Annotated in this window: 26 protein-coding genes; 7 read left to right on the forward strand and 19 right to left on the reverse strand. The window is 60.7% G+C overall.

Going from position 1 to position 25,082, the window contains the following annotated elements; all coding sequences use genetic code 11:
• Positions 1–17 precede the first annotated feature (17 nt).
• From H7850_RS07370 to ltnD, 8 genes are all read right to left on the reverse strand, one after another.
• Positions 18–1,478, reverse strand: coding sequence for an aldehyde dehydrogenase family protein (locus H7850_RS07370; RefSeq protein WP_227368878.1), 1,461 nt, complete (start codon positions 1,476–1,478; stop codon positions 18–20).
• Positions 1,479–1,535: 57 nt separating this feature from the next.
• On the reverse strand, positions 1,536–2,810 hold the full coding sequence (locus H7850_RS07375) for a TRAP transporter large permease (protein ID WP_227368879.1): 1,275 nt from the start codon (positions 2,808–2,810) through the stop codon (positions 1,536–1,538).
• Positions 2,807–3,397, reverse strand: a complete 591-nt coding sequence (locus H7850_RS07380; protein ID WP_227368880.1) for a TRAP transporter small permease — start codon at positions 3,395–3,397, stop codon at positions 2,807–2,809. The genes H7850_RS07375 and H7850_RS07380 overlap by 4 nt, the downstream gene beginning before the upstream one ends.
• Before the next feature lie 200 nt (positions 3,398–3,597).
• On the reverse strand, positions 3,598–4,593 hold the full coding sequence (locus tag H7850_RS07385; RefSeq protein WP_227368881.1) for a TRAP transporter substrate-binding protein: 996 nt from the start codon (positions 4,591–4,593) through the stop codon (positions 3,598–3,600).
• Positions 4,594–4,652: 59 nt separating this feature from the next.
• A complete protein-coding gene (gene denD / locus H7850_RS07390; RefSeq protein ID WP_227368882.1) occupies positions 4,653–5,615 on the reverse strand; it encodes a D-erythronate dehydrogenase in 963 nt (320 codons plus the stop codon).
• 24 nt (positions 5,616–5,639) lie between these two features.
• Entirely contained in the window at positions 5,640–6,287 is a 648-nt protein-coding gene (gene otnC, locus H7850_RS07395; RefSeq protein WP_227368883.1) for a 3-oxo-tetronate 4-phosphate decarboxylase, read from the reverse strand.
• Complete coding sequence (otnK, locus tag H7850_RS07400) at positions 6,284–7,588, reverse strand: 3-oxo-tetronate kinase (RefSeq protein ID WP_227368884.1); 1,305 nt, start codon at positions 7,586–7,588, stop codon at positions 6,284–6,286. The genes otnC and otnK overlap by 4 nt, the downstream gene beginning before the upstream one ends.
• 3 nt (positions 7,589–7,591) lie before the next feature.
• Positions 7,592–8,524, reverse strand: a complete 933-nt coding sequence (gene ltnD / locus H7850_RS07405) for an L-threonate dehydrogenase (protein WP_227368885.1) — start codon at positions 8,522–8,524, stop codon at positions 7,592–7,594.
• A 123-nt stretch (positions 8,525–8,647) separates the two neighbouring features.
• Between ltnD and H7850_RS07410 the strand changes: the two genes are divergently transcribed.
• Positions 8,648–9,676, forward strand: a complete 1,029-nt coding sequence (locus tag H7850_RS07410; RefSeq protein ID WP_227368886.1) for a LacI family DNA-binding transcriptional regulator — start codon at positions 8,648–8,650, stop codon at positions 9,674–9,676.
• A gap of 16 nt (positions 9,677–9,692) precedes the next feature.
• Here H7850_RS07410 and H7850_RS07415 read toward each other — a convergent pair whose 3' ends face one another.
• The 4 genes from H7850_RS07415 to H7850_RS07430 all read right to left on the reverse strand — a co-directional run bounded on the left by H7850_RS07415 (position 9,693) and on the right by H7850_RS07430 (position 13,292).
• Positions 9,693–10,445 (reverse strand): transporter substrate-binding domain-containing protein, encoded by a 753-nt coding sequence (locus H7850_RS07415; protein ID WP_227368887.1) that lies wholly within the window; start codon positions 10,443–10,445, stop codon positions 9,693–9,695.
• Between the two features lie 70 nt (positions 10,446–10,515).
• A complete protein-coding gene (locus H7850_RS07420; protein WP_227368888.1) occupies positions 10,516–11,904 on the reverse strand; it encodes an NAD(P)/FAD-dependent oxidoreductase in 1,389 nt (462 codons plus the stop codon).
• On the reverse strand, positions 11,894–12,193 hold the full coding sequence (locus H7850_RS07425) for a (2Fe-2S)-binding protein (protein ID WP_227368889.1): 300 nt from the start codon (positions 12,191–12,193) through the stop codon (positions 11,894–11,896). The genes H7850_RS07420 and H7850_RS07425 overlap by 11 nt, the downstream gene beginning before the upstream one ends.
• Positions 12,177–13,292, reverse strand: coding sequence for an NAD(P)/FAD-dependent oxidoreductase (locus H7850_RS07430; protein WP_227368890.1), 1,116 nt, complete (start codon positions 13,290–13,292; stop codon positions 12,177–12,179). The genes H7850_RS07425 and H7850_RS07430 overlap by 17 nt, the downstream gene beginning before the upstream one ends.
• Before the next feature lie 94 nt (positions 13,293–13,386).
• On the opposite strand from H7850_RS07430, the gene H7850_RS07435 reads away from it, so the two are divergent.
• The 3 genes from H7850_RS07435 (at position 13,387) to H7850_RS07445 (ending at position 15,097) form a co-directional block, all read left to right on the forward strand.
• Complete coding sequence (locus H7850_RS07435; protein WP_227368891.1) at positions 13,387–14,304, forward strand: LysR family transcriptional regulator; 918 nt, start codon at positions 13,387–13,389, stop codon at positions 14,302–14,304.
• Positions 14,305–14,444: 140 nt separating this feature from the next.
• On the forward strand, positions 14,445–14,687 hold the full coding sequence (locus H7850_RS07440; protein ID WP_227368892.1) for a DUF6364 family protein: 243 nt from the start codon (positions 14,445–14,447) through the stop codon (positions 14,685–14,687).
• Positions 14,684–15,097, forward strand: coding sequence for a PIN domain-containing protein (locus tag H7850_RS07445; protein WP_227368893.1), 414 nt, complete (start codon positions 14,684–14,686; stop codon positions 15,095–15,097). The genes H7850_RS07440 and H7850_RS07445 overlap by 4 nt, the downstream gene beginning before the upstream one ends.
• A 33-nt stretch (positions 15,098–15,130) precedes the next feature.
• On the opposite strand, the gene H7850_RS07450 is transcribed toward H7850_RS07445, so the two are convergent.
• On the reverse strand, positions 15,131–15,607 hold the full coding sequence (locus H7850_RS07450; protein ID WP_227368894.1) for a GNAT family N-acetyltransferase: 477 nt from the start codon (positions 15,605–15,607) through the stop codon (positions 15,131–15,133).
• Positions 15,608–15,807: 200 nt separating this feature from the next.
• Between H7850_RS07450 and H7850_RS07455 the strand changes: the two genes are divergently transcribed.
• The 3 genes from H7850_RS07455 (at position 15,808) to H7850_RS07465 (ending at position 17,036) form a co-directional block, all read left to right on the forward strand.
• Positions 15,808–16,320, forward strand: a complete 513-nt coding sequence (locus H7850_RS07455) for a hypothetical protein (RefSeq protein WP_227368895.1) — start codon at positions 15,808–15,810, stop codon at positions 16,318–16,320.
• Positions 16,321–16,439: 119 nt separating this feature from the next.
• The gene (locus tag H7850_RS07460; protein ID WP_227368896.1) at positions 16,440–16,670 is read left to right on the forward strand and encodes a hypothetical protein; all 231 of its coding nucleotides are present in this window, start codon (positions 16,440–16,442) and stop codon (positions 16,668–16,670) included.
• 39 nt (positions 16,671–16,709) lie between these two features.
• A complete protein-coding gene (locus H7850_RS07465; RefSeq protein ID WP_227368897.1) occupies positions 16,710–17,036 on the forward strand; it encodes a YnfA family protein in 327 nt (108 codons plus the stop codon).
• A 4-nt stretch (positions 17,037–17,040) separates the two neighbouring features.
• On the opposite strand, the gene astB is transcribed toward H7850_RS07465, so the two are convergent.
• The 6 genes from astB to H7850_RS07495 form a co-directional block, all read right to left on the reverse strand.
• Entirely contained in the window at positions 17,041–18,411 is a 1,371-nt protein-coding gene (gene astB / locus H7850_RS07470) for an N-succinylarginine dihydrolase (protein ID WP_227368898.1), read from the reverse strand.
• A complete protein-coding gene (gene astD, locus H7850_RS07475; RefSeq protein ID WP_227368899.1) occupies positions 18,408–19,877 on the reverse strand; it encodes a succinylglutamate-semialdehyde dehydrogenase in 1,470 nt (489 codons plus the stop codon). The genes astB and astD overlap by 4 nt, the downstream gene beginning before the upstream one ends.
• A gap of 9 nt (positions 19,878–19,886) precedes the next feature.
• Positions 19,887–20,918, reverse strand: a complete 1,032-nt coding sequence (gene astA / locus H7850_RS07480) for an arginine N-succinyltransferase (RefSeq protein WP_227368900.1) — start codon at positions 20,916–20,918, stop codon at positions 19,887–19,889.
• Positions 20,918–21,982, reverse strand: a complete 1,065-nt coding sequence (locus H7850_RS07485; RefSeq protein ID WP_227368901.1) for an arginine N-succinyltransferase — start codon at positions 21,980–21,982, stop codon at positions 20,918–20,920. The genes astA and H7850_RS07485 overlap by 1 nt, the downstream gene beginning before the upstream one ends.
• Positions 21,983–22,020: 38 nt before the next feature.
• On the reverse strand, positions 22,021–23,235 hold the full coding sequence (locus tag H7850_RS07490; protein WP_227368902.1) for an aspartate aminotransferase family protein: 1,215 nt from the start codon (positions 23,233–23,235) through the stop codon (positions 22,021–22,023).
• A gap of 274 nt (positions 23,236–23,509) precedes the next feature.
• A complete protein-coding gene (locus tag H7850_RS07495) occupies positions 23,510–25,045 on the reverse strand; it encodes a C69 family dipeptidase (RefSeq protein ID WP_227368903.1) in 1,536 nt (511 codons plus the stop codon).
• Between the last annotated feature and the right edge of the window lie 37 nt (positions 25,046–25,082).

Genomic DNA, 25,082 nt, shown 5'->3' on the forward strand with positions numbered 1-25,082 from the left:
CTCCCCGTAATGAATGCTTAGCCATGGCGGATGGCAACGGTCTTGATCCGTGTATAACTCTTCAAGCCTTCGAAACCTTTCTCGCGGCCATGACCGGAACGGCCAATGCCGCCGAACGGCAGTTCGATGCCGCCGGCCGCGCCGTAGTTGTTGACGAATACCTGACCACTGCGAATGCGTTTGGCCAGACGTAACTGGCGTCCTCCATCCTGGGTCCAGATGCCGGCACACAGGCCAAAGTCAGTGGCGTTAGCCAGGCGCACGGCCTCTTCTTCACTCTCGAAGCGCTGGACCGCCAGTACCGGACCAAACAGCTCCTCGCTGAGTACCGCGTGTCCCTCGGGAATGTCGACCAGCACCTGCGGCATCACGAAGTGCCCCCCGGGCGGCGCATCCTCGGCAAGACGACCCTCGGCCAGCACGCGGACGCCGTCGGCTCGGGCGGCGGCAAGGCGTTCCTCGAGTCCCGTCCGCTGACGGGCATTGATCAGTGGTCCGCAGTCCGGATCGTTCTCGCCGGCATCGCAACGCAGCTTGCCGAAGCGTTGCGCGAGATGCGACAGCACTGCATCGAAACAGGTGCTTTCAACCAACAGCCGACTGCCCGCAGAACAGGTCTGACCGGCGTTCTGGATGATGCCGCGCACCACCGCCGCCAGAGCAGCGTCCATATCGGCGTCGGCAAACAGGATCTGTGGCGACTTGCCGCCCAATTCCAGGGTCACCGGGACATGATGAGCCGCAGCGGATTGGGCGACGAGCGTACCGGTCGCCGGTGAGCCAGTGAACGACAGGTGATCGATTCTCGAATGGGCGGCCAGCGTCGCACCCGCCTCACTGCCCAGCCCCGGAATCACGTTCAACACCCCAGGCGGCAACCCGCTTTCCTGGGCCAGTTGGGCCAGACGCAGCACACTCAGGCAAGCCTCTTCGGCGGGTTTGAGCACCACCGTGTTGCCCGCTGCCAAGGCCGCTGCCACACAACGTCCGAAGATCTGCGCGGGATAGTTCCAGGGAATGATCTGGGCGCAGACACCGAACGGCTCGCGCAGGGTCATTACCGCGTAATCGATCTCGAAGGGGATCGTTTCGCCGTGCAGCTTATCCGCGGCCCCGGCATAGAAGCGGAAGTAGCGCGCGCAGGCGGCGATATCGCCCTTGGCCTGGCTGATCGGTTTGCCAGTATCGGCGCACTCAAGGGCTGCAAGGGTCTCGGCATCTTCATCGATTGCCGCGGCAAAGGAGAACAGCCACTCACCGCGGAGGCGGGCCGACCACTCATGCCAGCGCCCCAACTGGCCATCGAATGCCTGACGCGCCGCCATGACCGCGTCCTCGGTTTGCGTGGTCTGGCAACGGGCGATCTCGGTCAGCACCCTGCCCGTGGCAGGCGCTTCCACGCTCAGCGCGTGGGGTGTCCGCACCCATTCACCGGCAATCAGCGACGCACAGGGCGGCATTTCAGGTAGACGGCTCATTGTTGTCCTCCCCGGGTTGTCAGTGCCCGTTCAATACAGATCAATACCGTCTCGATATCAATACAAGAGATCGACCAGCCCCAGCGAAATCCAGGGCATATAGGTGATCGCCATTAGACAGGCCAGCACCACCAGCACGAAACGCAATAGCCACGGAATCAGCTGGTCGATGGAAAGCTTGGCCACGGCGCAAGCGGCAAACAGGTTGACCCCCAACGGCGGAGTGAACATCCCCAGAGCCAGATTGACCACGACGATCAGCCCGAAGTGCACCGGGTCGATGCCGTACTGCATCGCGATGGGGGTGAAGATCGGCGCCAGCACCAGGATCGCCGCCGAGGTCTCGACGAACATGCCGATGATCAGCAGCATGACGTTGACCGCCAGCAGGAAGGCAATCGGGCTCTCGAAGGCCTTGTTCACCCAGACAGCAACCTCGCCGGGCAGGCCGGAACGGCTGATCAGGAAGCTGAACAGGGCCGCCGCGGCGATGATCAGCATGACCGCCGCCGTGGAGATCACGCTATGGCGCAGGATCGGCACCAGTTCCTTGAAACTCAGCTCACGATAGATCAGGCCGCCGACGATCAGCGCATAGAACACCGCCACCGCCGAGGCTTCGGTGGGCGTGAATACCCCGCCATAGATACCGCCGATAACTACCACCGGCATCAACATGGCTGCCCAGGCGCGCTTGAAGGCAGTGGTAAACTCCTGGCGATCCTCCCGATCGCGCAGGCCATAGCCGCGCACCTTGCAAAACAGATAGAGGAACAGCAGTAATGCGCCACCAATCAACAACCCCGGCCCGATGCCGGCGATGAACAGCTTGCCGATGGAGGTATCAGTGCTGACGCCATACAGGATCAACGGAATCGACGGTGGTATCAGCACCCCCAACTCGGCGGATGAGGCCTGGATCGAGGCCGCCAACGGGCGAGGGTAGTCGTGCTTGACCATCGCCGGAATCAGGATCGAGCCGATGGCGAAGGTGGTCGCCACACTGGAACCGGAGACCGCCGCAAACAGCATGCAAGTCAGCACGCAGGTCATCGCCAGTCCGCCCTGCAAGCCACCGACAATGGACTTGGCCAGGTCCACCAGACGCTGGGAGATCCCCCCGGCGGCCATCAGGTTGCCTGCCAGAATGAAGAACGGAATCGCCATCAACGGAAAATTGTCGATACCCACGAACATCTGTTGCGGTACAAGCAATAGCGGCAAACGCGAGAAGAATTCGATGCCGATGATCGAAGCCAATACGATGGAAATCGCGATCGGCACGCCCAGGGCGAACAGTATGACCAGCGACAAGGCGATGGCGGCATTCATCGACGCGTCCCCTCTTTATGGGTAATAGGCGAGGACATCACACCCTCCTCCGCGTTCGTGCTGGATAACGACTCATCGGCGACACCTTCATCGTGTACCGGTCCTATCGTTTCGCGACCCGTGGCCTGAGCCAGCAGACGCGCAAGTATCGCGATCAGAGCAAATCCGGCCCCTACCGGCATGGCCGCATAGGCCCAGGAAATCGACACCTCCAGGCCGGATAGCATCTGGGTACGCACCCGCAACATCATGGCCGAGCCAAAATAGATCAGTACCAGCAGCACGATGACACAGCACAGCGCGATCGCCACTTCGAGCCAGATCAAGCGTCGCGCTGGCAATAATTTGTAGATGACTTCGACGGACATCATGAAACCGCCACGGAATCCCGCCGCGGCTCCCAGGAACACGCACCAGATCATGGCCGAACGCGAGATCACCTCGGACCAGGTCGAGGGAGAATCGAGCACGAAACGCGTAATGACCTGATAGAAGCCCAATGTGACCGAGATGATCAGCATCACGATCGCGCCCAACATCGCCAGTCGGGTCGTGTGATGCTCGAAACGCAGAAACAGATTCACCATCGCCGCCACCTTCGTTTAGAAATCGCTCGGCGCCGAGCGTGATTGGCTATTCAGGAACAAGAGCCTGTCCAGAATCGTCGCGAGCGATGGCGAGACTAGGCGAAAGTGACCGAGGAAGCGCAGTTTACAAGGCGTAAATGAGCATTCTGAGGTCACTTTCAACACCGTCCTCGCCGAGCGCAGCAGATTATGGAAGGTTCTCAGCAATCGCTGGCGCGAATACGCTTCAGCATCTCGTCCCCATACTGATCGGTATAGATCTTGTAGGCGGGTTTGACGGCCTCCTGGAACGGCGCCTTGTCGATGTCGGTTTCCACCGTCATGCCCTTTTCGCGCAGCATGTCCACGCCTTCTTTCTCGAGTCGAGAGACTTCTTCGCGAGTGGCCTCGGCCGAAGCTTCAGCAGCCTGTTCGAACCAGCCGCGCTGCTCTTCGCTCAAGCCATCCAGCAGAATCGGCGACCCCAACACGATCGCCGGCGAATAGACATGCCCGGTCAGCGATAGATGATCCTGAACCTCCCAGAACTTGGTCGCCACGATTACCGTGATGGGGTTTTCCTGGCCATCCACGGTGCCTTGCTGCAGGGCGGTGAACACTTCAGGGAAGGCCATGGGCGTGGGGTGCACGCCCATCTGCTCGAAGGCCTCCATATGCACCTTGTTCTCCATGGTGCGCACCTTGAGGCCCTCGGCATCTCCGGGCGTCTTGACGGCCCGCTGACTATTGGTCATGTGGCGGAAACCGTTTTCCGACCAGGCCAGCCCCACCAGATTGTGGTCACCCATCTTGGCGAGCAGTTCCTGACCGATTTCGCCATCCAGGACGCAACGTGCCTGCTCGTAATCCTCGAACAGGAAAGGCAGATCGAGCACATAGCTTTCTGGTACGAAGTTGCCCAGTGGTCCGCTCGAGGTGATCACCACATCGACGGTACCGATCTGCAACCCTTCGATCATGGCGCGCTCGCCGCCCAAGGCGCCGGAGGGATGCTCGGTCACCTTGAATTCACCGTCGCTGAGTTTTTGGAGGGTTTCCTTGAAGGCATCGGCACCCACTGAATAGTGGGAACTGTCCGACAGCGTGTGCCCTAGGGTCACGTTCTGTGCCGCCTGGGCGTTCAGCGTGGTCATGGCCATGGCGGTAGCGCCCGCGATAGCCAAGGCGAGAGTACGGCGTACGAATTTGTCTTTCATTGTTATAACCTCGTTTTGCAGTAACACACTTGGGTATCCTTTAACGCTGAGTCGAAGGATCAGGTACGCTCATCGAGAAACGCCTCGACGATTTCGTTGAAATCTTTGTCACCCGTGAAGCCCAGCTGCCGGGCACGCAGGTTTTCGAACCTGCCCGGCCAGCTGCCCACGATGGCTTCGATTCGCGGATCCGGTTCATGCCGCACCCGCGCCAGGGCCTCATCACCGCCGAACACGCCCAGGGCGTCGAGCATTTCGGCCACGCTCACCGTGATACCAGGCAACATCAGGCTGCGTGAGGATCCGAAGGCGTCGCCCGGCACTTCCGCTCCATGTAGCAAGGCGTCGGTCACTCGGCTCGGCGACATCACGAACAGGTCGAGATCGGTCGGCACCGGACACACCGCCTCCTCGCCATTGAGCGGTTCGCGCAGGATGCTCGAGGCAAAACTCGAGGCCGCGGCGTTGGGACGGCCAGGGCGGATGACGATGGTCGGCAGACGCAACACGCGTCCGTCGATTAGCCCACGTCGACTGTAATCGTTGATCAGCAGTTCGCTCATGGCCTTCTGGCTGCCGTAGGAGCTTTGCGGCATCAACGCGGTCATGTCATCGAGTACGCCGGGCAATTCGCCACCATAAACGGCTATCGAACTGGCCATGATTAGACGCGTGGCCGTAAGCTCGTGGGAGCGGCACCCTTCCAGCAGGGCGCGAGTGGCATCGAAGTTGACCGTCATGCCCAGATCGAGATCCGCCTCGGCGGCCGAACTGACCACTGCGGCCAGATGGAAGATCACGTCCGGGCGCTCGCCCAGGACGTCATCCAGGGCCCCCGGTGAAGTGATATCGACGGCGTGGGAAACGCTCTCGAGCGGCGTATTCGTGGGTGCCTCGGCTTGCACCTGATCGATCAGGGTCAAGCGCGACAGCGGCTGACCGTCCAGCTCGCCGCGCTCGATGAGGGAGCGGGTCAGGCGTTGGCCGAGGAAACCGGCGGCACCGGTGATGAGGACATGCATGGCAAGCTCCTTGTTGTCCTTGCGTTAATCGCGTGGAAAGCGCGCTTCGAGTTCGGCGACCTGTTCATCGCTCAGGCAACGCGGGTTCTGGCCGCGCAGCAACAGAAACAGCTTGGCGGTCTCTTCGAGCTCCTCGGTGGCATAGACCGCCGCTTCCAACGACTTGCCGGCCACCACCGGACCGTGGTTGGCTAGTAGCACCGCGCTGTGTTTGCCCGCCAGCCCCTTGACCGCATCACCCAGGCTCGAATCGCCGGGAACGTGATAAGGCACCAGCGGCAGTCTGCCGACACGCATCACGTAGTAGGCGGTAAGAGGCGGGATACAGTCGCAAGGGTCGATTTCAGGCAGACAGGAGACCGCTACCGAGTGCGTCGAATGCAGGTGGACGATGGCTTCTGACTGCGGCCGCTCACCATACATCGCCATGTGCAGGAAGCTTTCCTTGGTCGGTTTGTCACCGTCGAGTAACCGCCCCTCGCTATCCAGACGTGAGATACGCGCTGGGTCGAGTCGTCCCAAGCAGGCATTGGTGGGTGTCATCAGCCAGCCGCCATCGTCGAGCCGTACGCTGATATTGCCGCTGGAGCCCATGGTCAGACTACGATCGAACAGGGACTTGCCGTAAATGCTGATCTGCTCTCTCAGACGGTTGTCGTCGCGCATACTCATGGCAGCCTCTCTTGTGGAAGGGCATCGAAGGCACGCGAGAAGAAGTCGACATCGCCGAAGTTGCCTGACTTGAGCGCCAGCGACAGCGGCGCCTCTCGCCCCTCGATAGACGTCTGGGTCCAAGGCACACCGGGATCGATCTGTTCGCCGATGCGCAACTCGCTGATACCGAGGGCGGACACCACCGCCCCGGAGGTCTCGCCGCCGGCGACCACCAAGCGGCCCACGCCTTCGTTGACCAATGCCCTGGCCAATTCGGCCAAGGCACGCTCGACCAGTTCTCCGGCCCTCGCTGCACCGAGTCGTTGCTGAGCGGCCTTGACGCTCTCAGGCTTCGCTGAGGCGTAGATCAGCACCGGCGCCGAAGTATCTCCACCGAACAATTGCTCCCGGGCGAAATCCAGCGCCTGCCCGATCTGGGCATCACTCTCGGCGAGCGCTAGCGGGTCCAGGGCGAATCCCTCGTGCCGCGATAAAAAATGCTCGACCTGAGCCAAGGTGGCCCGAGAACAACTGCCGGAAAGCACCAGGGCGACGCCACTGGCGGGTACCAGGCGTCCGGCATTCTCCACGGGCGCCAGCCAGCCAAGACGGCGGTACTCGGCGGGCAACGCCTGACCCAGCCCCGAGCCGCCGGTGACTAAAGGGAATTGGACTACGGCGGCGGCTAGCACCTCGAGATCGGATTCATCGAGAGTGTCGCAGATCACATGCCGCACGCCTTGTTCGCGCAGCGTCTCGAGATGTTCCCGCGCAGTCCCACTCCCCTCGTCCAGGGTTGGCCGCGCCAGCAAACCGACCGTATACGACGTCTGGCGTGACAGCACCCGCACCAGGTCGGCGTCCGTCATCGGGTTCAGAGGATGGTGCTGCATGCCGCTGTCATTGAGCAGCCGGTCGCCGACGAACAGATGGCCCTGGTAGACGGTGCGTCCGTTGGCCGGAAAGGCCGGCACCATCACGGTCTGCTCACTACCCAAACGCTCCACCAAGGCCTCCGCTACTGGGCCGATATTGCCCTGGTCGGTGGAATCGAAGGTCGAGCAGTATTTGAAGAATATCTGCCGCGCGCCCTGCCCGCGCAACCAGTCCAGGGCCGCCAGGGAATCGCTGACCGCCTCGCGGACCGGACAGGAACGCGACTTGAGCGCTACCACTACGGCGTCCACGTCATCGAGCGCCAGCGCCGCCTGGGGCACACCGATGACCTGCAGGGTACGCATGCCGGCACGCACCAGATTGTTGGCCAGGTCGGTGGCACCGGTAAAATCGTCGGCGATGGCGCCGAGTACGATACTCATATCTCACCCTCGCCCATCGTCGTCGTTGGCCGCCGGCAAGTCGAAGCCGGACAGGCGCTGATACACCTTGATCACCGCCGAATCATCTTCTCGACCCAAACCTGCGCCGCTGGCCGCGGTGAACTGCTGCAGCGCACTGGCCGCCACCGGCATCGACAGGGTCAGTTCGCGTCCGGTCTGGTGGACGATATTCAGGTCCTTGACGAAGATATCCACTGCCGACAGCGGCGTGTAATCCCCCTTGAGGATATGCGGCACCCGATTCTCGAACATCCAGGAATTGCCCGCCGAGTGGGTGATTACGTCGTAGAGCGTCTCGGGATCGATTCCCATGCGAATGCCCAGCGCCATGGCCTCGGCCGCGGCGGCGATATGCACGCCAGCCAGATGCTGATTGACCAGCTTGACGCTGGAACCGGCGCCGGGCTCGTCCCCCAGCCGGTAGACCGTGGCCGCCATGGCATCCAATGCCGTCTGCCCCTTGGCATAGGCCGCCTCGCACCCCGACGACATGACCGACAACTCCCCCGAACGGGCCTTGGCGGCACCGCCACTGATCGGCGCATCAAGCAGGAGCAAGTTCATAGCCGAAAGGCGCTCGCCCAGTGCCTTGGCGTAGCTAGGCGGGATGGTGGCGCATTGAATGATCAGGCTGTTCGGCGCAAGCGTCTTGGCCAGTCCCTCGTCACCGAACAGCACGGACTCAACTTGTTCGGCATTGACTACCACCAGCACCACCACGTCGCATTCGTCAGCCAGCTCCGCGAGATTCGCCACGCTGCGTCCGCCGTTTGCCGTGAAGGCTTCGCGAGCCATGGCTGAAACATCGCAGCCAATCACTTCAAGCCCGGCTTCGAGCATGACGGTCGCCGTGCCGAGACCCATGGCCCCGAGGCCGACAACCCCGATGGATGAGGCATGTTGGTGATTGGACACTCGCTGACTCCTTATAGCGACCCTCCATATTGGCGGGGCGGTGATAATCAAATGTTAGCGCTACCATTACTTTTAAATTAGTATCCGAGGGGTAGCAAGGGCGAGATATGGAAAGCGAGACCAATGTCTAACAATCAATCAAGACGCCCACGCAAGGGCGTCATGCAGCCCACCCTCAGCGATGTCGCCAAGGAAGCCGGTGTCTCGGCGATCACGGTGTCACGTGTGCTTAACGCACCGGAGCAGGTACGCCCCGCCACGCGCGCTCGAATCGAAAGTGCCATCGACAAGGTGGGATACGTGCGCAACATGCTGGCGGGCAGCCTGGCATCGGCCAGCTCTCGAGTGATTGCCGCGATCGTGCCGTCCTTATCGAACGTCGTCTTCATCGAGGTGATCAACGGCCTGCAGAGCGAATTCGAGCGCCATGGCTATCAGATTCTGCTGGGCAATACCGATTACGATCTCGAACGAGAGTGTCAGCTAGTCAGGACGTTTCTCGGCTGGTCGCCCTCGGCGCTGGTCATCACCGGGCTGCGCCATAGCGACGCCTGTCAGCGCATTCTGCAGCAATGGGAAGGTCCCATCGTCGAGATCATGGAGCTGGGCGACGCCATCGGCTTCAATGTAGGGCTCGATCATACCGAGGCGGGGCGCTGTATGGCCCGCCATCTGGTGCAAAGAGGTTACCGTCGAATCATTTACGTCGCGGCTCAGATCGAACGGGACTACCGGGCCGAATTGCGTTATCGAGGGCACCGGGAAGTACTGCAGGCAGCCGGTCTCGAGGCACCGCTACTCGATATGGATCAGCTGGGTCAGTTCGAAACCGGTGCTCGAGCGCTCGATCAGGTACTGGCCCGCCACCCGAACACCGATGCGATTCACTTTGCCAATGACGACCTCGCCAGCGGTGCCCTTTTGCATGCCAACCGCCAGGGCATCCGTGTGCCTGAAGATATCGCCATCGCCGGCTTCAACGGGCTGCCGATCGGCCAGCACGTTACCCCCCGCTTGACAACCATCGTCTCGCCGCGAGAAGTCATTGGCCAGATGGCGGCTAGGGAGGTCATCGCGCGACTCGAGGGCGAACAAACGCTCTACTCGAGTCACGACGTCGGCTTTACCCTAAGTGTCGGTGAAAGTACGTGATGCTCGAAAAGTCCTCTCACTCCTCGAAATACTTCTCCTGCAGTTTATCGAAGGTGCCATCTTCCTTGACCTTTTCCATCGCGGCGTTGAAGGATTCGACCAGTTCCTTATCGCGCTTGCGGAAGGCCGCGCCTATACCGGGACCATAGATCGACTCGGGGCCGGTCACCAGTTCACCGACGCGTTTGAACTGATCGTCGCCGAAGAGTGTTTCCTGGGCCAGGGGGAAGGCGGTGAACACCAGGTCCAGGCGCTGGGCCTGCATGTCATTGACCACGGCGCCGGAATCCCCATAGCGGCGAACTTCAGCCTTAGGATAGAACTGGGTGACGTACTCGTCCTGGATCGTGCCTTGCTGCACGCCGACGGTGGCTCCCTCGAGTTCGCCTTCCCCAGGGTCGAAGTCGCCGTCCGCCTGGGCGACCCACACCGATGGCACCTGGAAATAGGGCTCGGAAAACAGCACCTGCCGGGCCCTGTCCTCGGTGATGTTCATCGACGAGGCGATAAAATCGTATTTGCGTGCCCGCAGGCCAGGAATGATGCCGTCCCAAGCCTGCTCGACCCACTGACATTCGCGCTGCATCTGCTCGCAGGCGGCCTCGATAAGCTCCACCTCGAAACCGGTAATGGTGCCATCGGGCAGCTTGTACTGGTACGGCTCGTAGGGAATATCCACGCCGATTCGTAATGTATCCTGCTGCGCCTGGGCGCTTGCACCGAACAGCATGGTCGTGGCCAGTACGCTGGCTGTTACTGTCTTGTTCATCATCATTGCCTCACTTGTTGTTGTGACACTCAAAGCCCCGAGCGATAGCCATACACGAATGCGCACGAGGTTATTCTTTCGTTGCCAGTTCCCCCAGGGTGATCGAGTGAACCGGCGGGCGAATGTGGTAATAGCCCACGGCCTCCGGCGTCCAGTCGAGGCGCTGGGCGAGCAGGCGAGTGACGCTCTCGCCGCACTGGCGCCCCTGACAAGGCCCCATGCCGCAGCGAGTGAATGCCTTGAGCTGATTCGGCCCGGCGCCGCCCTGGGCGATAGCCAGGTCGAGTTCGCCGCGGCTGACGCTTTCGCAGCGGCAGACGAGGGTGTCTTCCGGCTGGCCATCGAGCCAGTCCTCGGGCAAACGAAACAGGCTTTCGAGTAGGCTTCGCGCTTCGAGATCGCGCCGCCGTGCCTTGAGCAACGCGGGCATTTCCTGTTGCCATGCCGGGTCGACCTCTCCGATCTTGCCCAACACAGCCAGCGCCGCCAGTTGGCCTTCCCGCTCGGCGTTGATGGCCCCACCGATGCCGCCGCCATCGCCGGCGATCCAGACGTTGGTGCCGGCCGCCAAACTGTCGTCGCGCTGGGGCACAAAAGATTGCTGGCTCGCATGCCAGACATGCTCGAGCCCCAAGCTACGCGCCAATTGAGGCTCCGGAGTCACGCCGAAGTGCGTCAGCAGCAACTCGGTCGAGTGGGTTTTCCATTGCCCCCGATGGTGATACCTGATGCTCTCGACGGCCTCATCGCCATAGGCCTCCAACGCCGTGATGCCTTGATGAATCGGCACCCCGGCGCGTCTGAGCGCAGCGATCATGCGTGCCCCCTTAAGCAAATAGCTTCGCCCGAACCAGGCTCGACGGGATTGCCTTATCACTTCGCCATAACGTTTGGCAGGCGCGACATCCAGAATCAGGCTGGGCGGAGTGCCGGCACGCAGATACTGCCAGGCCAGCAGATAAAGTAGCGGCCCGCTTCCTGCCAGCACCGGAGGCGAAGAAGGGATCAAGGCCCCTTGCTTGAGCAGGATCTGCGCTGCGCCGGCATTCATGACACCGGGCAGCTGCCAGCCGCGAAACGGCCAGCCGCGCTCCATGGCACCACCGGCGAGAATCAGCTGCCTGGCCTGCCAATGCTGCGTCTGGCCCTTTTCCAGCACCCCCAGCGTCGTGCCGGAAGTGTTGTTGTCGGCCCACCACACGCGACTGCCGGGGCGATAATCGATGTCGGCATGGGTAAATGCCTCGATCAGCTCACGGCCGCGCATGTAATCCTTGCCCATCACGGTATCGCTTACCTGAGGGGCGCTGAGCTGACGGTAGATCTGTCCGCCCGGGGTGGCGTTCATATCGAACACCACCGGGCGACGCCCAGCGCTTGCAAGACGCACCGCTGCCGCCATGCCCGCCGGTCCGGCGCCGATGATGACGATCTCTGCCGCGAGAGCGTCAGGCTTCATGAGAACCGCCTCCTTGACGTTCGATGCGCATGCCCTCGACCACCGGCTCCAGGCAGCCCTGCCGATTGGCGCGACCATCGATGGTGATCAGGCACTCCTGACAGGCACCCATCATGCACAGCGGTGCCCGGGGGCTGCCGTCCACATGGCGGCGATAGCCTTGCCAGCCGCGCAGCTGCAAGACAGCAGCGGCCACCGTCAGGGTATCGGGGACGCTATGAGGCTCGCCGTCCAGCCAGATTTGCACATGACGTACCGACGTGCTTGAAGCGTCAAGTCGCTTGAACATGAAAGCGCGCCCCCGAAAATTGCGGATAAGTCTGGACGAGCCGGTCATCGCGGATCGCATCGCTCAGCCCGCCAGCATGAAACGCCGCCAGGGTAATGCCGCTGTGACAGTTGATGTTGTAGGCGCCGGGATGGGAGGTAGAGGCCTCGTAAAGCGGATTTCCGTCCGGGGTCATCACCCGCAGCGCGCCCCAGCTGCGCACCAACCGCGCCGCATCGAGATCCGGGTAGATACGCACCGCCTTCTCCGCCAGGGACTGCATCATGGCCAGGGTCACACCCTTGTCGAGCCCCGAATCCTCGTGGGTATCGCCGATCAGGTAGCCGCCCGTGGCGGTCTGGCGAATCTGCGGCGTGGGCAATCGTGCGCCGGGCGGTCGCCGTTCGGTGACCAGGATTTGACCGCGCACCGGATGCACCGCATCGGACAGTCCCAGCATAGGGGCCAGCTTTCGTGCTCCGAGCCCGGCTGCGAGGATCACCCGTTCAGCATCGAAATGTCCTTGAGGTGTCGTGGCACGAAAGCCACTGCTCGTCGCCTCGAGTCGTTCGACGGGACTGGCGGGATGCGTCTCGACGCCCAGAGAATGACAAGCGGCGTACAGAGCGCGCAATAGATAGAGTGGATTGCACTGGCCATCGTGAGGCGACCAGGTGCCACCTTGTACGGTCTCGCCCAATCCAGGCAAATAAGGCATTAGCGCCTTGCGATCGAGATATTCCCAGCGAAATTCCTGGGTCAGAAAAGGTGAGGCATTCTGCAGTGTGGTGTATTCCTTCTGGCGGGTGCGCGCTTCCCCGGCGTCGAAACAGAGATCGACGCCGCCCTGCTGTTCGTACTCAAGATCGATGCCGGTGCGCTCGGTCAGCTCCTTGGCGAAGTCGGTCCATGCCTTCGCCGCCTCGAGGCTCAGTTCCGCATAGCGCGGCATGCCCAGACCTTTACCTTGCACCCAGACCAGGCCGGCGTTGCCTCGGGAGGCGCGCAAGGCATCGTCGCTTTCATCGAGCACGGTCACGCTCAGGCCGGCGCGCGCCAGCCCGTAGGCCACCGCCATGCCCACCACGCCACCACCGACGATCAGAAAGTCTCGTCGCATACCCGCTACTCACATCGAGAATATGCCTCGACGATAATGGCATCAGGGGTATACGATCCAATACCAATAATTGGTCAATTCATATCATCTTGTTATGCCAAAGCCCTACCTCAGCGACCGCCAGATCGTCGCGTTCAAGCATGTCATGGAGTGTGGCACGGTTTCTGGGGCGGCCCAGCGCATGCTGACCGCACAGCCCGGCGTCACGCGACTTCTCAAGCAGCTCGAACACGACATCGGCTTTAACCTCTTCGAGCGCCAGCGGGGACGGCTGGTCCCGACCCCGGAAGCACGGCTCTTTTACCGGGAGGTAGCCCGAGTCTGGACCGGCAACGAGCATCTTCGCGATACCGCACGGCGTATTCGTGAAAGAGAAGTGGGCGGATTGCGCATCAGCGCCATGCCCCTGCTGGGCATGGTCTTCATCCCCGATGTGCTGGCGGATTTCGTGCCGGCCCATCCCGAGGCCAACATCGAACTCTCGACCTACCGCTCCGAGCAGGTGGTGGAAGAGGTGATTACTCAGCGTTGCGACCTGGGTTTCGCCATCCTGGCCGAGAATGACGATCGCGTGGATCGGGAGGCCTTTCGACTGGAGAGCCTCTGCGCCTTACCCGCGGGACACCCTCTCGAAGCCAGGGAAACCGTTACCCCGGGCGATCTCGCCGGCGAGCGGTTGGTCTGCTTTGAACGGCACGACCCCTTGCGCATGGCCCTGGATCGGCTGCTCGAGCGGGAGAGCATACGACTTCGGCAACGCCTGGAAGTCTCGCTGGCCTTGCAGGCGATCCGGCTGGTTCGACATGGTCTGGGGGTGGCAATCCTCGACCCTATCAGCGCCCGCGCCTTTGGCAGTAACGGCGTGACGCTACGCCCATTCTCACCGCACTTGGGCGAGGATTTCGCGCTGTTGACGCCGCGCGATCAACCCGCTTCGCGCCTGGCGCAGGATTTCATCGGCCTATTTCGGCGGCATCATGCGGACTTGTCCAGAACCGACGGAAAGCGATAACGCCGTCTCAACCACACCCATTTTCAATGCAGATCTTAATGAGCGTGTGATGGTTCTAGGCTTCTCAGTCAACGTTTTATTTGGTCGTGCAGCACATAAGCCGTACACTATTCAAATACTAGCCGTATTGGGAGACACCCATGCAAACCGAGACAGTCAAATTGACCATTCGCTTGCCACGCCAGGATGTGGAGTTCGCCAAGGCTTATGCCAAGGCCCATGACCTGAGCGTGACCGAGGTGATAGATCGTTATCTCAGGCGCATGCGTGCATTGGAAAACACCCTGCCATCGCCCGAACTGGACTTCATTACCGGCTTGGTGCCATCCGATGTGGATGCCGAGGCCGAATACCGTCAACATCAACAAGAGAAGCATGGATGATTTTGCTAGACACCAACGTGGTGCTGGATGTCATCCAACGGCGTGAACCGCATTACAAAGCATCTTCAGCCGTGATGGACAGAATAATCCGACGCAAGACTGCCGGTGCGCTGTCTGCCCATGCCATAACGACCGTTCATTTCATCATCGCTCGTCACCAGAACCGAAACGTCGCGGCTCAAGCCGTTCAATGGCTGTTGAAACACTTCACGGTAGCCGCCGTGGGAAAGCCGGAGCTACTACGTGCGCAGGCGCTTGGCTGGTCGGATTTCGAGGATGCGGTCGTGGCTGCCGCGGCGGAGTCTTCGGATTGCAGCACCATATTGTCGCGTAATGTGCGTGATTTTGCCGGCTCACCGATCCTGGTCGTGACACCGGAAGAGTATCTGCTTGGCCTCGAAGAGGGGTGATGCCGTGGCGTTGTAACAACGCTGATTCGCCATTCATGTGGCGAGACTGCGCAACATGATTGTCACCCATTCACCACGATAGTCTAGCGCCTCCTTGTCTTTCCAGCCCAATCGGCGATAGAGCGCCTGTTGATCCGGCGTGAACAGATAAAGCCTTGTCACCCCTGCTTCTTGGGCTTCGCGCTCAATCCTTCTAACCAGACGTGAAGCGACGCCCTGCCCTCGCCATTCAGGCAATACGAATACCGACGCCAGCCAGGGGGTGAGTTCGCGGCGTACCTCCATGTCCGCCTTCACCAGGCTCGCGGTGCCGATCGGGCGCCCCTCTGCCAAGGCAAGGAATACCGCGGGAACTCCACGGGCACCGCATTCCCGATGCAGTTCTTCCTGCCAGGCTTCCTGAGAGGTCTCCGGATACAGGCTGCCCCACTGTTCGTACTGCCACTTGCCGACGATCGATAGATGGGGCGAACCCGGAAGAAGTCGACGTATTTCTAGATTACTGGTCATTTAACACTGCTCATGGCTACACCAGGGAGAACTATCGACAAAATATTGCAGCTTCCACGATGTCAACTGGAAATCATTGTATTCAATACGCAAATAGCTTCCTAAAAAGACTTCTTATTAAGTAATTATTAATTGAACTAATTCTTTAACCTCGTTTGCGCAAGCAGGAACTCCATTACACAACGTCGAGCAGGGACAAAATGAAACTGAACAAAGCTATTATTGCCGCAATGGGCGCACTGGCGCTCTCAGGTTGTGCCAGTATCGTTGGCGACAAAGATCAAACCGTGACCATCAATAGCACACCGTCCAATGCAGATGTCGTCATTACCGACGAAACTAGTAATCAAATTTTTGTCGGCCAGACACCGACTACGGTACAGCTCAAGAAAGCCGATGGGTCCTATTTCGGTGGCAAGACCTACACCGTCGAAATCTCCAAGGATGGCTATGAAGAGCGTACCTTGATGATCAACTCTACTCCTAACGGCTGGTATATCGGCGGCAATATTCTATTCGGAGGGTTGATTGGCTGGCTGATCGTCGACCCCTTAACCGGCGCAATGTACAACCTGTCTCCAGACCAAATCAGTACCCAGCTTGGTGAGCGTGTAGCCTATGATGATGACGGTGACAGCAATATCAACCTGGTACTGCTTGAGGATGTACCCGCTGATCTGAAAGGAGAGATGGAACTGATCGGTCGCATCTGATTCTTCCGCCCTCGCTAACTGCGGGGGCGATTCTCGTCCTAATCCCCCGTCATGTCCTACACCGAACGCAGCAATGATACGATGTTCTTCAACAGTAAAGACAAGTGGAGCATACAGCTATGCCGATTCGTCTGATGACGATACTTGCGTTCACCAGTATCGTCACCCTGAGCATGGCGATCGAAGCCCAGGAAATATCTCGAGCCGCACCCGCGGGAAAGCACCCCTACGATATCGCGCTGGAGTACTGCGCCGAACGCGGAGGACTTGCTCAATACAGCGAAAGAGGTGAAACCGTACGTTTTAGTTGCAGTGACGAACTGGCGGCGATAATTACCATCTCTTCTTGAATGGCAACACCCTCTTAGCAAGCGTTTGGAAAGTCATAGATGACGTCATTGATGATCTACCTAGCCGCGGCGCTGGCCGAAATAGCCGGCTGCTTCTCGTTCTGGGCCTGGTGGCGGCTTGACAGAACAATAGGCTGGTTGATCCCGGGGCTTGCCAGTCTGGCGCTGTTCGCCTGGTTGCTCACCTTGATCGACACCGATTATGCCGGCCGGGCTTATGCAGCCTATGGCGGCATCTACATCGTCACATCGCTGCTCTGGCTGTGGCTGGTTGAACATCGCTCCCCGGATCGTTGGGACATGCTCGGGGCCGGCATCTGTCTGGTTGGCGCCGGGGTGATCCTGTTCGGGCCACGGAGTAGCTGAAGGCTTACCCCAGCTGAAACGGATAGACGTTGCCAATCTCGAGAATGCGGGTCAGGTCGTCCAGGGCCGTCAGGGTTTCCTCGGCAAGCTGCGGGTCGGCGAGATCCTCCGGTGTCAGGCGGTCACGATAGTGCTTCTCCACCCAGGAGGTAAGATCAGCGTAGAGTGCGTCATCGAGCAGCACACGGCCGGACAGATTCGAACGTTCCGCCTGACTTAGTATCACCCGCAGACGCAGACAGGCCGGTCCGCCGCCGTTGCGCATGCTCTGTTTGACGTCCTTGACCACCACCTCGTTGATGGGGTTGTGGCCACCCAGCAGCAGATCCTGAATGGTGCGCCATACGGCGTCGTTTTCCTGGCACTCTCCGGGCACGACCAGGGTCATGGCCCCCGAGCCATCTGGATCGGAAAGCAGCTGGGAATTGAAGAGATACGAACTCACCGCATCCTCCAGGCTCACCGCTTCCAAGGGCACGCGCACCGGGATCAGCGGCGACGCCATCTCGCTACGCAGCGCTTCCAGGGTCCGTTCTTCCTCGAAGAAGGCCATCTCGTGGTAGAGCAATACCGAACCGTTACCCACGGCGATCACGTCGTTGTGGAACACGCCGGCGTCGATGGCGTCAGGATGCTGCTGGGCGAACACCGTCTGAGCCTCAGACAAGCCATGCTGGCGGGCGATGGCCTGGCTGGCTTCCAGGGTCTGGCGCGCAGGGAAGCGCTTGGGCCCATCTTGCCCCCCAAACGCCTGACGCCCATAGACATAGAGATGCACCCCAGCCTCATCATGCGAAGCCGCAAGCCGGGTATGGTTGGCCGCGCCCTCGTCGGAAAACGCCGGGGTCGCCGGTAGCGCCGGATGATGGGCGAAGCGCGCATTGTCACGAAAGATTGCCGCCAGCACCCGACCGGTGGTCTGGGGCTCGAGGAAGCGATGGAAACTCGATTGCAGGTTGGCCGGTGTGAAATGCACCCGAGAATCCGCGGCATCCAGGCTCGGCGTCACGGTGGCGGCGTTGGCCGTCCACATGGAGGAGGCCGAACACACTGCGCGCAGTAGTTGAGGTGCTTCACGTGCAGCACGCTCGAGCACCTGAGCGTTGTTGCCGGAGAAACCGAGATCGCGCAGCGCGCCAATATCCGGTCGCTGCTGGGGCGGCAACACGCCCTGGGCAAAACCGGCATCCTTCAACGCCTTCATCTTGGCCAGACCCTGCAGCGCCGCCTCTTTCGGATTGGACTCCAGGCCGCCGTGGCGCATCGAGGCCACGTTGCCGTGGGCCAAGCCGGCATAGTTGTGGGTCGGTCCGACCAGGCCGTCGAAATTGACTTCCCGAATGTCGAGATCGGCGTCGCTCCCAGCCTCCTTCATAATGTCACCCCCGCTGGCAGTGTATCGGGCAGCGCCAGGGATTCAGCCTCCATCGAGGCGATCGGGTAGGCGCAGTAATCCGCCGCGTAATAGGCACTGGGACGATGGTTGCCGCTATCGCCAATGCCGCCGAAGGGCGCATCGCCGGAGGCACCGGTAGTCTGGCGATTCCAGTTGACGATACCGGCGCGAATACGCAGCAAAAAGTCATCCCAGTCCGCCCGTTCACCGCCAATCAACCCGGCGGAAAGCCCATAGCGAGTGGCGTTGGCCAGGGCAATCGCCTCATCCCAGTCCCGATAGCGATGCACCTTGAGCAGCGGACCGAAGTGCTCCTCATCGGGCACCTCGAGCCCAGTGACGTCGATCAAGGCCGGACTGAGAATACTGGTACCCGCTTCCAGGCGCTGCATGCGCGAAAGCACCGTGCCTCCCCTCGCTTCGAGATCGTCCTGGGCCTTGAGCAAGCCGTCTGCTGCCTCGACACTCACCAATCCACCATAGAAGGGTGCCGGCTCGCTGAACGGCGCGGCCACATGCAGCTTACCAATAGCATCATTCAATGCCTCGAGCAGACGATCGCCCACCTCGCCTTCTGGCACGATCAGTCGCCGTGCGCAGGTGCAGCGCTGGCCGCCGGAAAGATAGGCCGACTGCAGGATGGTCAGCACGGCGGCGGCCTGATCCGGCACGTCCTTGACCACCAGCGGATTGTTGCCGCCCAGTTCCAGGGCCAGGATCTTGCTGACCTGACCGGCGAACTGCTCATGCAGCAACTTGCCGATCTTGGCGCTGCCGGTGAACAGCAGACCGTCGATATCGCTGGCGCCGGCCAGTGCCTGGCCGACAAGTGCTGCGCCCTGTACCAGATTGATCACGCCGTCCGGCAAGCCGGCGGCCTGCCAGCACTGCAGGGTCAGGTCCGCGGTCATCGGGGTCTGCTCGCTGGGCTTGAACACCACCGTATTACCGGCCAGCAGCGCTGGCACCATATGGCCGTTGGGTAGATGCCCGGGGAAGTTGTAGGGGCCGAATACCGCCAGCACGCCGTGGGGACGATGACGCAGCACCGCTTGCGCCCCCGCCACATCACGGCTGCGCTCGCCGGTGCGTTCCTGGTAGGCAGTTACCGAAATGGCCACCTTGCCGATCATCGCGCCGACCTCGGTACGCGCTTCCCAGAGCGGCTTGCCGGTTTCGTGGGCGATGCACTCGGCCAGGGGCTCGCGGTTGGCGTCAAGCTGGTCGCGGAAGCGCTCGATGATCGCTTGACGCTCTTCGACACCGCGCCGCGCCCAGGCAGGGAACGCCTTGCGGGCGGCGGCCACGGCCTGTTCAACCTGGGCCGGGCTGGCGGCACTGGCCTGCCAGAGCGTCTCATGAGTTACCGGGTCGCGTTTGGCGAAGGCGTCTGCCTCACCGTCGGTCCAGGTACCACCGATCAGTAGTTGCTGCTTGGCGTGCATTACTCTCTCCTAAGTCTGGAGTACGCGTAGAAGATCCCCGGCCTTCACATCGAGTCGCCGTGCTTCTTCCTCGGTCAATGGCAAGGTACCGTCATCATCGGGGCCGCGACCGACCCAGGCGGCGCGAAAATCGACCATGGTGGTGGTCGAGACCAGCCAGCCGGGGCGTTCGCTGCTCTCGAGATTTGTCGCGATTTCGACCGGGCACAGCGTCGACAGGCGCACCGCGCGCACATCGTCGATGTAAGCCTCTACCGTGGGGCCGCCATCGAAAATGTCGATATAGCCTTCCCAGCGCAGGCCTTCCTTCTTGAGCATCTCCAGCGCCGGGCGTGTGTGTTCGTGCACCTGACCGATGCAGGCTCGCGCCTCTTCGGTCAAGAAGGGTGTGTAGATCGGGAACTTGGGCATTAATTCGCCGATGAAACTCTTTTGTCCCATGCCGGTGAGGCGATCCGCCTCGTCGAAATCCATGGGAAAGAAATGACTGCCCAGGCACTTCCAGAAGGGGCTGATGCCGTTCTTGTCGAATACGCCGCGCATCTCCGCCAGCACCTTGTTCGGGAACTGGTCGCGGAACTGGGCCATGAACAGCCAGCGCGCCTTGGACAGCAAGGCGCCATTACGATTCTGGCGCTGCTCTTCTCCACGATAGGCGGGCCGCAGATAGAGCGAGGCCACCTCCGCATTGCCTGTATGATCCGAACTGAGGAACAGCGTATCGATGGTGCGATGCAGATCGAGCTGCACCGAGGAATGAGCCAGGGTACCGACCCGGTAGTGATAGAACGGTACTTCCCGGCCCACCTGGCCGTCGATGGCGCAGCAGCCCGCCAGCCCCCCGGTTTCTTCGTCTTCCAGCACGAAGAAATACAAGCGATCGTCGACCGAGGTGCGCTGTTCGAAGGCGCGAGCCGCGGATTCGATCTTGCTGGCCAGGAACTCGCGATTGTCAGGGAGCGACGTGAAGCCGACACCGGTCTCGCGGGCCAGTTGCTGCAATTCGTCCAGGTCGTTCCGGGCGATGGGTCGAATGCGCATCAAAGTTCCCCCTCGTCGAGGATGTCTTCGTGGGCGGGAAGCGTCAGCGGCGCGGCCAGCACCGCTCGCCCTTCTTCCACTCCCAACAACTCGGCGTGTTCCGGCGACAACATCAGTTGACCGGTCGGCGACAGCGCATAGCGCGTTACCATGCAACGGAAGCCATCCAGTTTCTGATTGGCGACCATCGCCGGCTCCGCATCCGGTAGCGCCGCCGCCGGACGGATGCGCACCGGATGCCAGATACTGCGCCGGAAGGTTTCCAATCGCTCGCGTTCGGCCTTGATCACGGGACCTGCATCGAAGATATCGACATGCCGCGAACGCATGAAACCTTCCGCCAGCATCTCGCTCATGGCGATCTCATGATCCGGGTGTTCGCGACCGATGGCGGCCTGCGCCTGGGGCGTAAGCAGCGGCAGATACAGCGGAAACTGTGGCATCACCTCGGCAATGAAGCTCTTGGAGCGCACGCCGGCGAAATGGTTGATGTCCTGATAGCCACGCACGAAGAAGTGACGTCCCACGCTATTCCAGAAGGGCGATTCATCGTCACCATCCAGATAGCCCGGGAATGCCAGGGCGAGAATCTCGGCGAAACGCTCCGGATATTGGGCAATGAACATCAAGCGCGCCCGGCGTAGCAGGCTTTCGGCACTGGTGCCCTTGTAGCGGGTATCGAGAGACAGCGCACATAGCAGGCTGGCCTCGGAGACCTCATGGGAAAGCGCCAGGGTCTGCACCTCGCGACGCACGTTGAGCTGCTGCGAGGCGTGAATCAACGTTTCCTGGCGATAGGTGTAATAGGCCTCCTGGGCCCCGGCCTGAGCGCGAATGGAAGCGGTGCCCACCACCTCGCCCCGCTCACGATCCTCGAGTACGAAGGTATAATTTTCGTCACCGGGAAAATCCACGTCCTTGGCCAATGCCTGCTGAGAGCGCGTAATACGCTCTTCAAGACGATCGCGATGGGCGGGCAGGTTGGTCAGGCGCGGCGTAGCGGTCCCGGCCAGACGTTCCAGGCCGGGCAAGTCCGCGGGCTTGGCGGGTCGAATGACCAGCATGGCACTCCCCTTCTGCGAAGTTTGATCGAACATCCGGGTCATGCGTTCTCGACAAAGCGCGCGACGGCCCGCTCGAGCCGTGCCATGCCCTCGGCGATATCCTCTTCGGGAATCACCAGCGACGGCGCCATGCGCAGCACATTAGGTCCCGCGACCAGGGCCATCAATCCTTCTTCGATGGCGAGTGGCAGGATGTCCTTGGCACGGCCTTCATACTGCGGTGCCATCTGCGCACCGATCAGCAGGCCCATGCCACGCACTTCCTGAAACACGCCATACTTGCTGTTGATCATGCCCAGGTGCTCACGGAACAGTTCGTGACGCCGCTGTACGCCTTCCAGCACCTCGGGGGTGTCGATGTAATCGAGAGCAGCTAGCGCCACGGCGGAAGCCAGGGCGTTACCGCCATAGGTGGAACCGTGGGTGCCAATGGTGAAGACCTTGGCGATGGCCTCGGTGGTCAGCATCGCACCCACCGGGAAACCGCCGCCCAGGGACTTGGCGCTGGTCAGGATATCCGGCGTTACTCCGTAGCGCATATAGGCGAACAGCGTGCCCGGCCGGCCCATTCCTGACTGCACCTCATCATATATCAACAGTGCGTTATGGGCATCGCACAGTTCACGCAGGCCTTCGAGGAACTCCTGAGTGGCGGGCAGGATACCGCCCTCGCCTTGCATCGGCTCGACCATGATCGCGCAGGTGTCATCGCCCACCAGTTCGCGCACGCTGTCGAGGTTGTTGAACTCCGCATGCAGGATACCGCCGGGCACCGGACCAAAGCCTTGGGAATACTTGGGCTGGCCGCCAACGCTGACGGTGAAGAAGGTGCGCCCGTGGAACGATTGGCGGAAGGAGATGATCTTGTCCTTGTGCTCGCCATAGTTGTCGTGGGCCCAGCGCCGGGCCAGCTTCAGCGCAGCTTCGTTGGCCTCGCCACCGGAGGAACAGAGATAGACCTTCTCGGCAAAGGTACGCTCGGTCAATGACTTGGCGAGCTGCAAAGCCGGCTCATTGGTATAGACGTTGGATAGGTGCCAGAGCTTCTCGCTCTGTTCGCGAAGCGCATTCACCAGCACCGGATGACAATGGCCCAGCGAGTTGACCGCGATACCGCCGGCGAAATCGATATATTCACGCCCGTCCTGATCCCACAGACGACTCCCCTCGCCGCGTACCGGGATCACCTTCTGTGGCGCATAATTGGGCACCATGTAACGATCGAAATCTTCGCGGGTCGGGGTGTAAGCCATGTCACTCTCCATTCAAATGGACTGATTGATGCTTCGAGTATAAGGAAACCAGCTCGTTTGGGCTTTCAGGGATGTGACGGCTATTTATGAAAAGCGGCTACGGGCTTTTGTAAAGAGCTGAAAAGCGGCTATGGGCTTTTAAAAAAGCTGTGAATAACCTGAAAGCGGCAGGCGGCGGCATCATGCATGTACAAGGCAGCTTTTCGAAAACACGATGGCCCGGCATCTACCGGGCCGATAATGAATCATTTCGGTATACAAGCGACCCCGGCATTCATTGCGCATCCTGCGGCTTGTCGGGATCAGCATCGACCAGGCAATTGACCGTTTCGCCGCCGGGATCGTTGATCTGCTCGCTCTCAGGCCGGCGCAGCCCGGAAGTCAGCTTCAATGAGGCATAAAGCCAATCGACCAGAGTCTCACCGAGGTCCATCGCCTCCTCGGCACGACTATTGGCATAGAAGGTCAGCATTGCCCGAGCGTTCTCACGCTGTCCTTGATCGATCAATGTCCGCGCAGAGCCTTCGACCCACGTCATGTCATCGAAGCTTTCCTGCTCGAATCCCTTGAGCATTTCGGTCACCTTGGGACGATAGGCAGCAGGCTTTTCGCACATTAGATACATTACCTGCTTGAAGCGCCGGCCAGCGAAGTCGCTGGCCTCTTGAATTTGAAAATCGGGATTGAGGAAGTTCGAGGCCGTGCCCTTGGTCAGGTAGCGATGCTGGCCAAACTCCAGCGGCACTTGCTGCACGCCTAGCCACCAAGGCAAGAAAGGCGCTGCTACCGACCCGGTCGGCGCCACCCAGATACGCACCAAATCGGCGTTCACGCCCTGCTTGAGACTGATCACCTGGCCGTAACCGGCCTCGTCGTCGGTGATGCGATGATCGCGCACGCGCACCATCATCTCCTGCTCGGTAACCGGCGCCATCTCCTCGGTCGCCTTCTCCAACGCGGCCTGGGTCATGTATTTATAGCCCCCGGTACGCGCCTGGGTATCCTGACGGCCGTAAATATCGAAGATATTGAAGGTTTCATTGCCTTGAGAATCGAACCAGCCTTGCTCCTCGGCAAAGGTGACCAGGTTGTCCGACCCCATGAAGTCGGGGTTCTGTTGATAGTCGAGAGGAAACTCTTCTATGTAGCCTGGGTAAAGTACCCGGACGTCGTCCGACCCCAGCCGTTCGGCAGCCCATAGCCCCTGACCGCCGGCAAACTCCCAGACAACCCAACCCTCGTCGGGGTCGGCAATCAGATGAGTATTGCCGCCGTAGGTCGAATAACCATGCTTGGCGATCAATTCCCCGATCAACTCGACCCCTTCGCGAGCGCTACTTGCACGTTCCAGCACCAGCCGGGCAAGATCGCTGTATTGCGGTCCTCGCTGGGGGGATGGCGTCATATCGATCAATTCTTCCCGATTGGTCGCCCAGACATCACGTACTGCCACCTGGTGCTCATTGACTCCACCATTGGTCAACGGGGCCGGAAAGCCTTCGTAATCGGAGTAGGACATCGATAGATAGCGAAACGTGTGTGCCACCTGGGGTATTTCGACCAACTGGCCAGGAAGATACGCTGCCTCGGTGACACCCACCTCGATCATTGAACCAGGCTCGTGATCGGCCGCTGGGACGATCTCGAGCCAATGACTCGAGACTTCCTCGCCGGTGCCACCCACCAGTACGCCTTGATCCTGGGTCAGGTTATTGCCCACATAGAAGGCGTAGCTTGCCCAGGCAGAATGACTCGGAACAAATAGCGGCAAGACCAACAGCATCGAACTCGTGAGGTGCGATATTTTCATTGTAATCCCCTCGAAAAAACGCAAGCGATATCTTGGG

The sequence above is a fragment of the Halomonas sp. M20 genome (genome assembly GCF_020622265.1).
GTDB lineage: Bacteria > Pseudomonadota > Gammaproteobacteria > Pseudomonadales > Halomonadaceae > Modicisalibacter.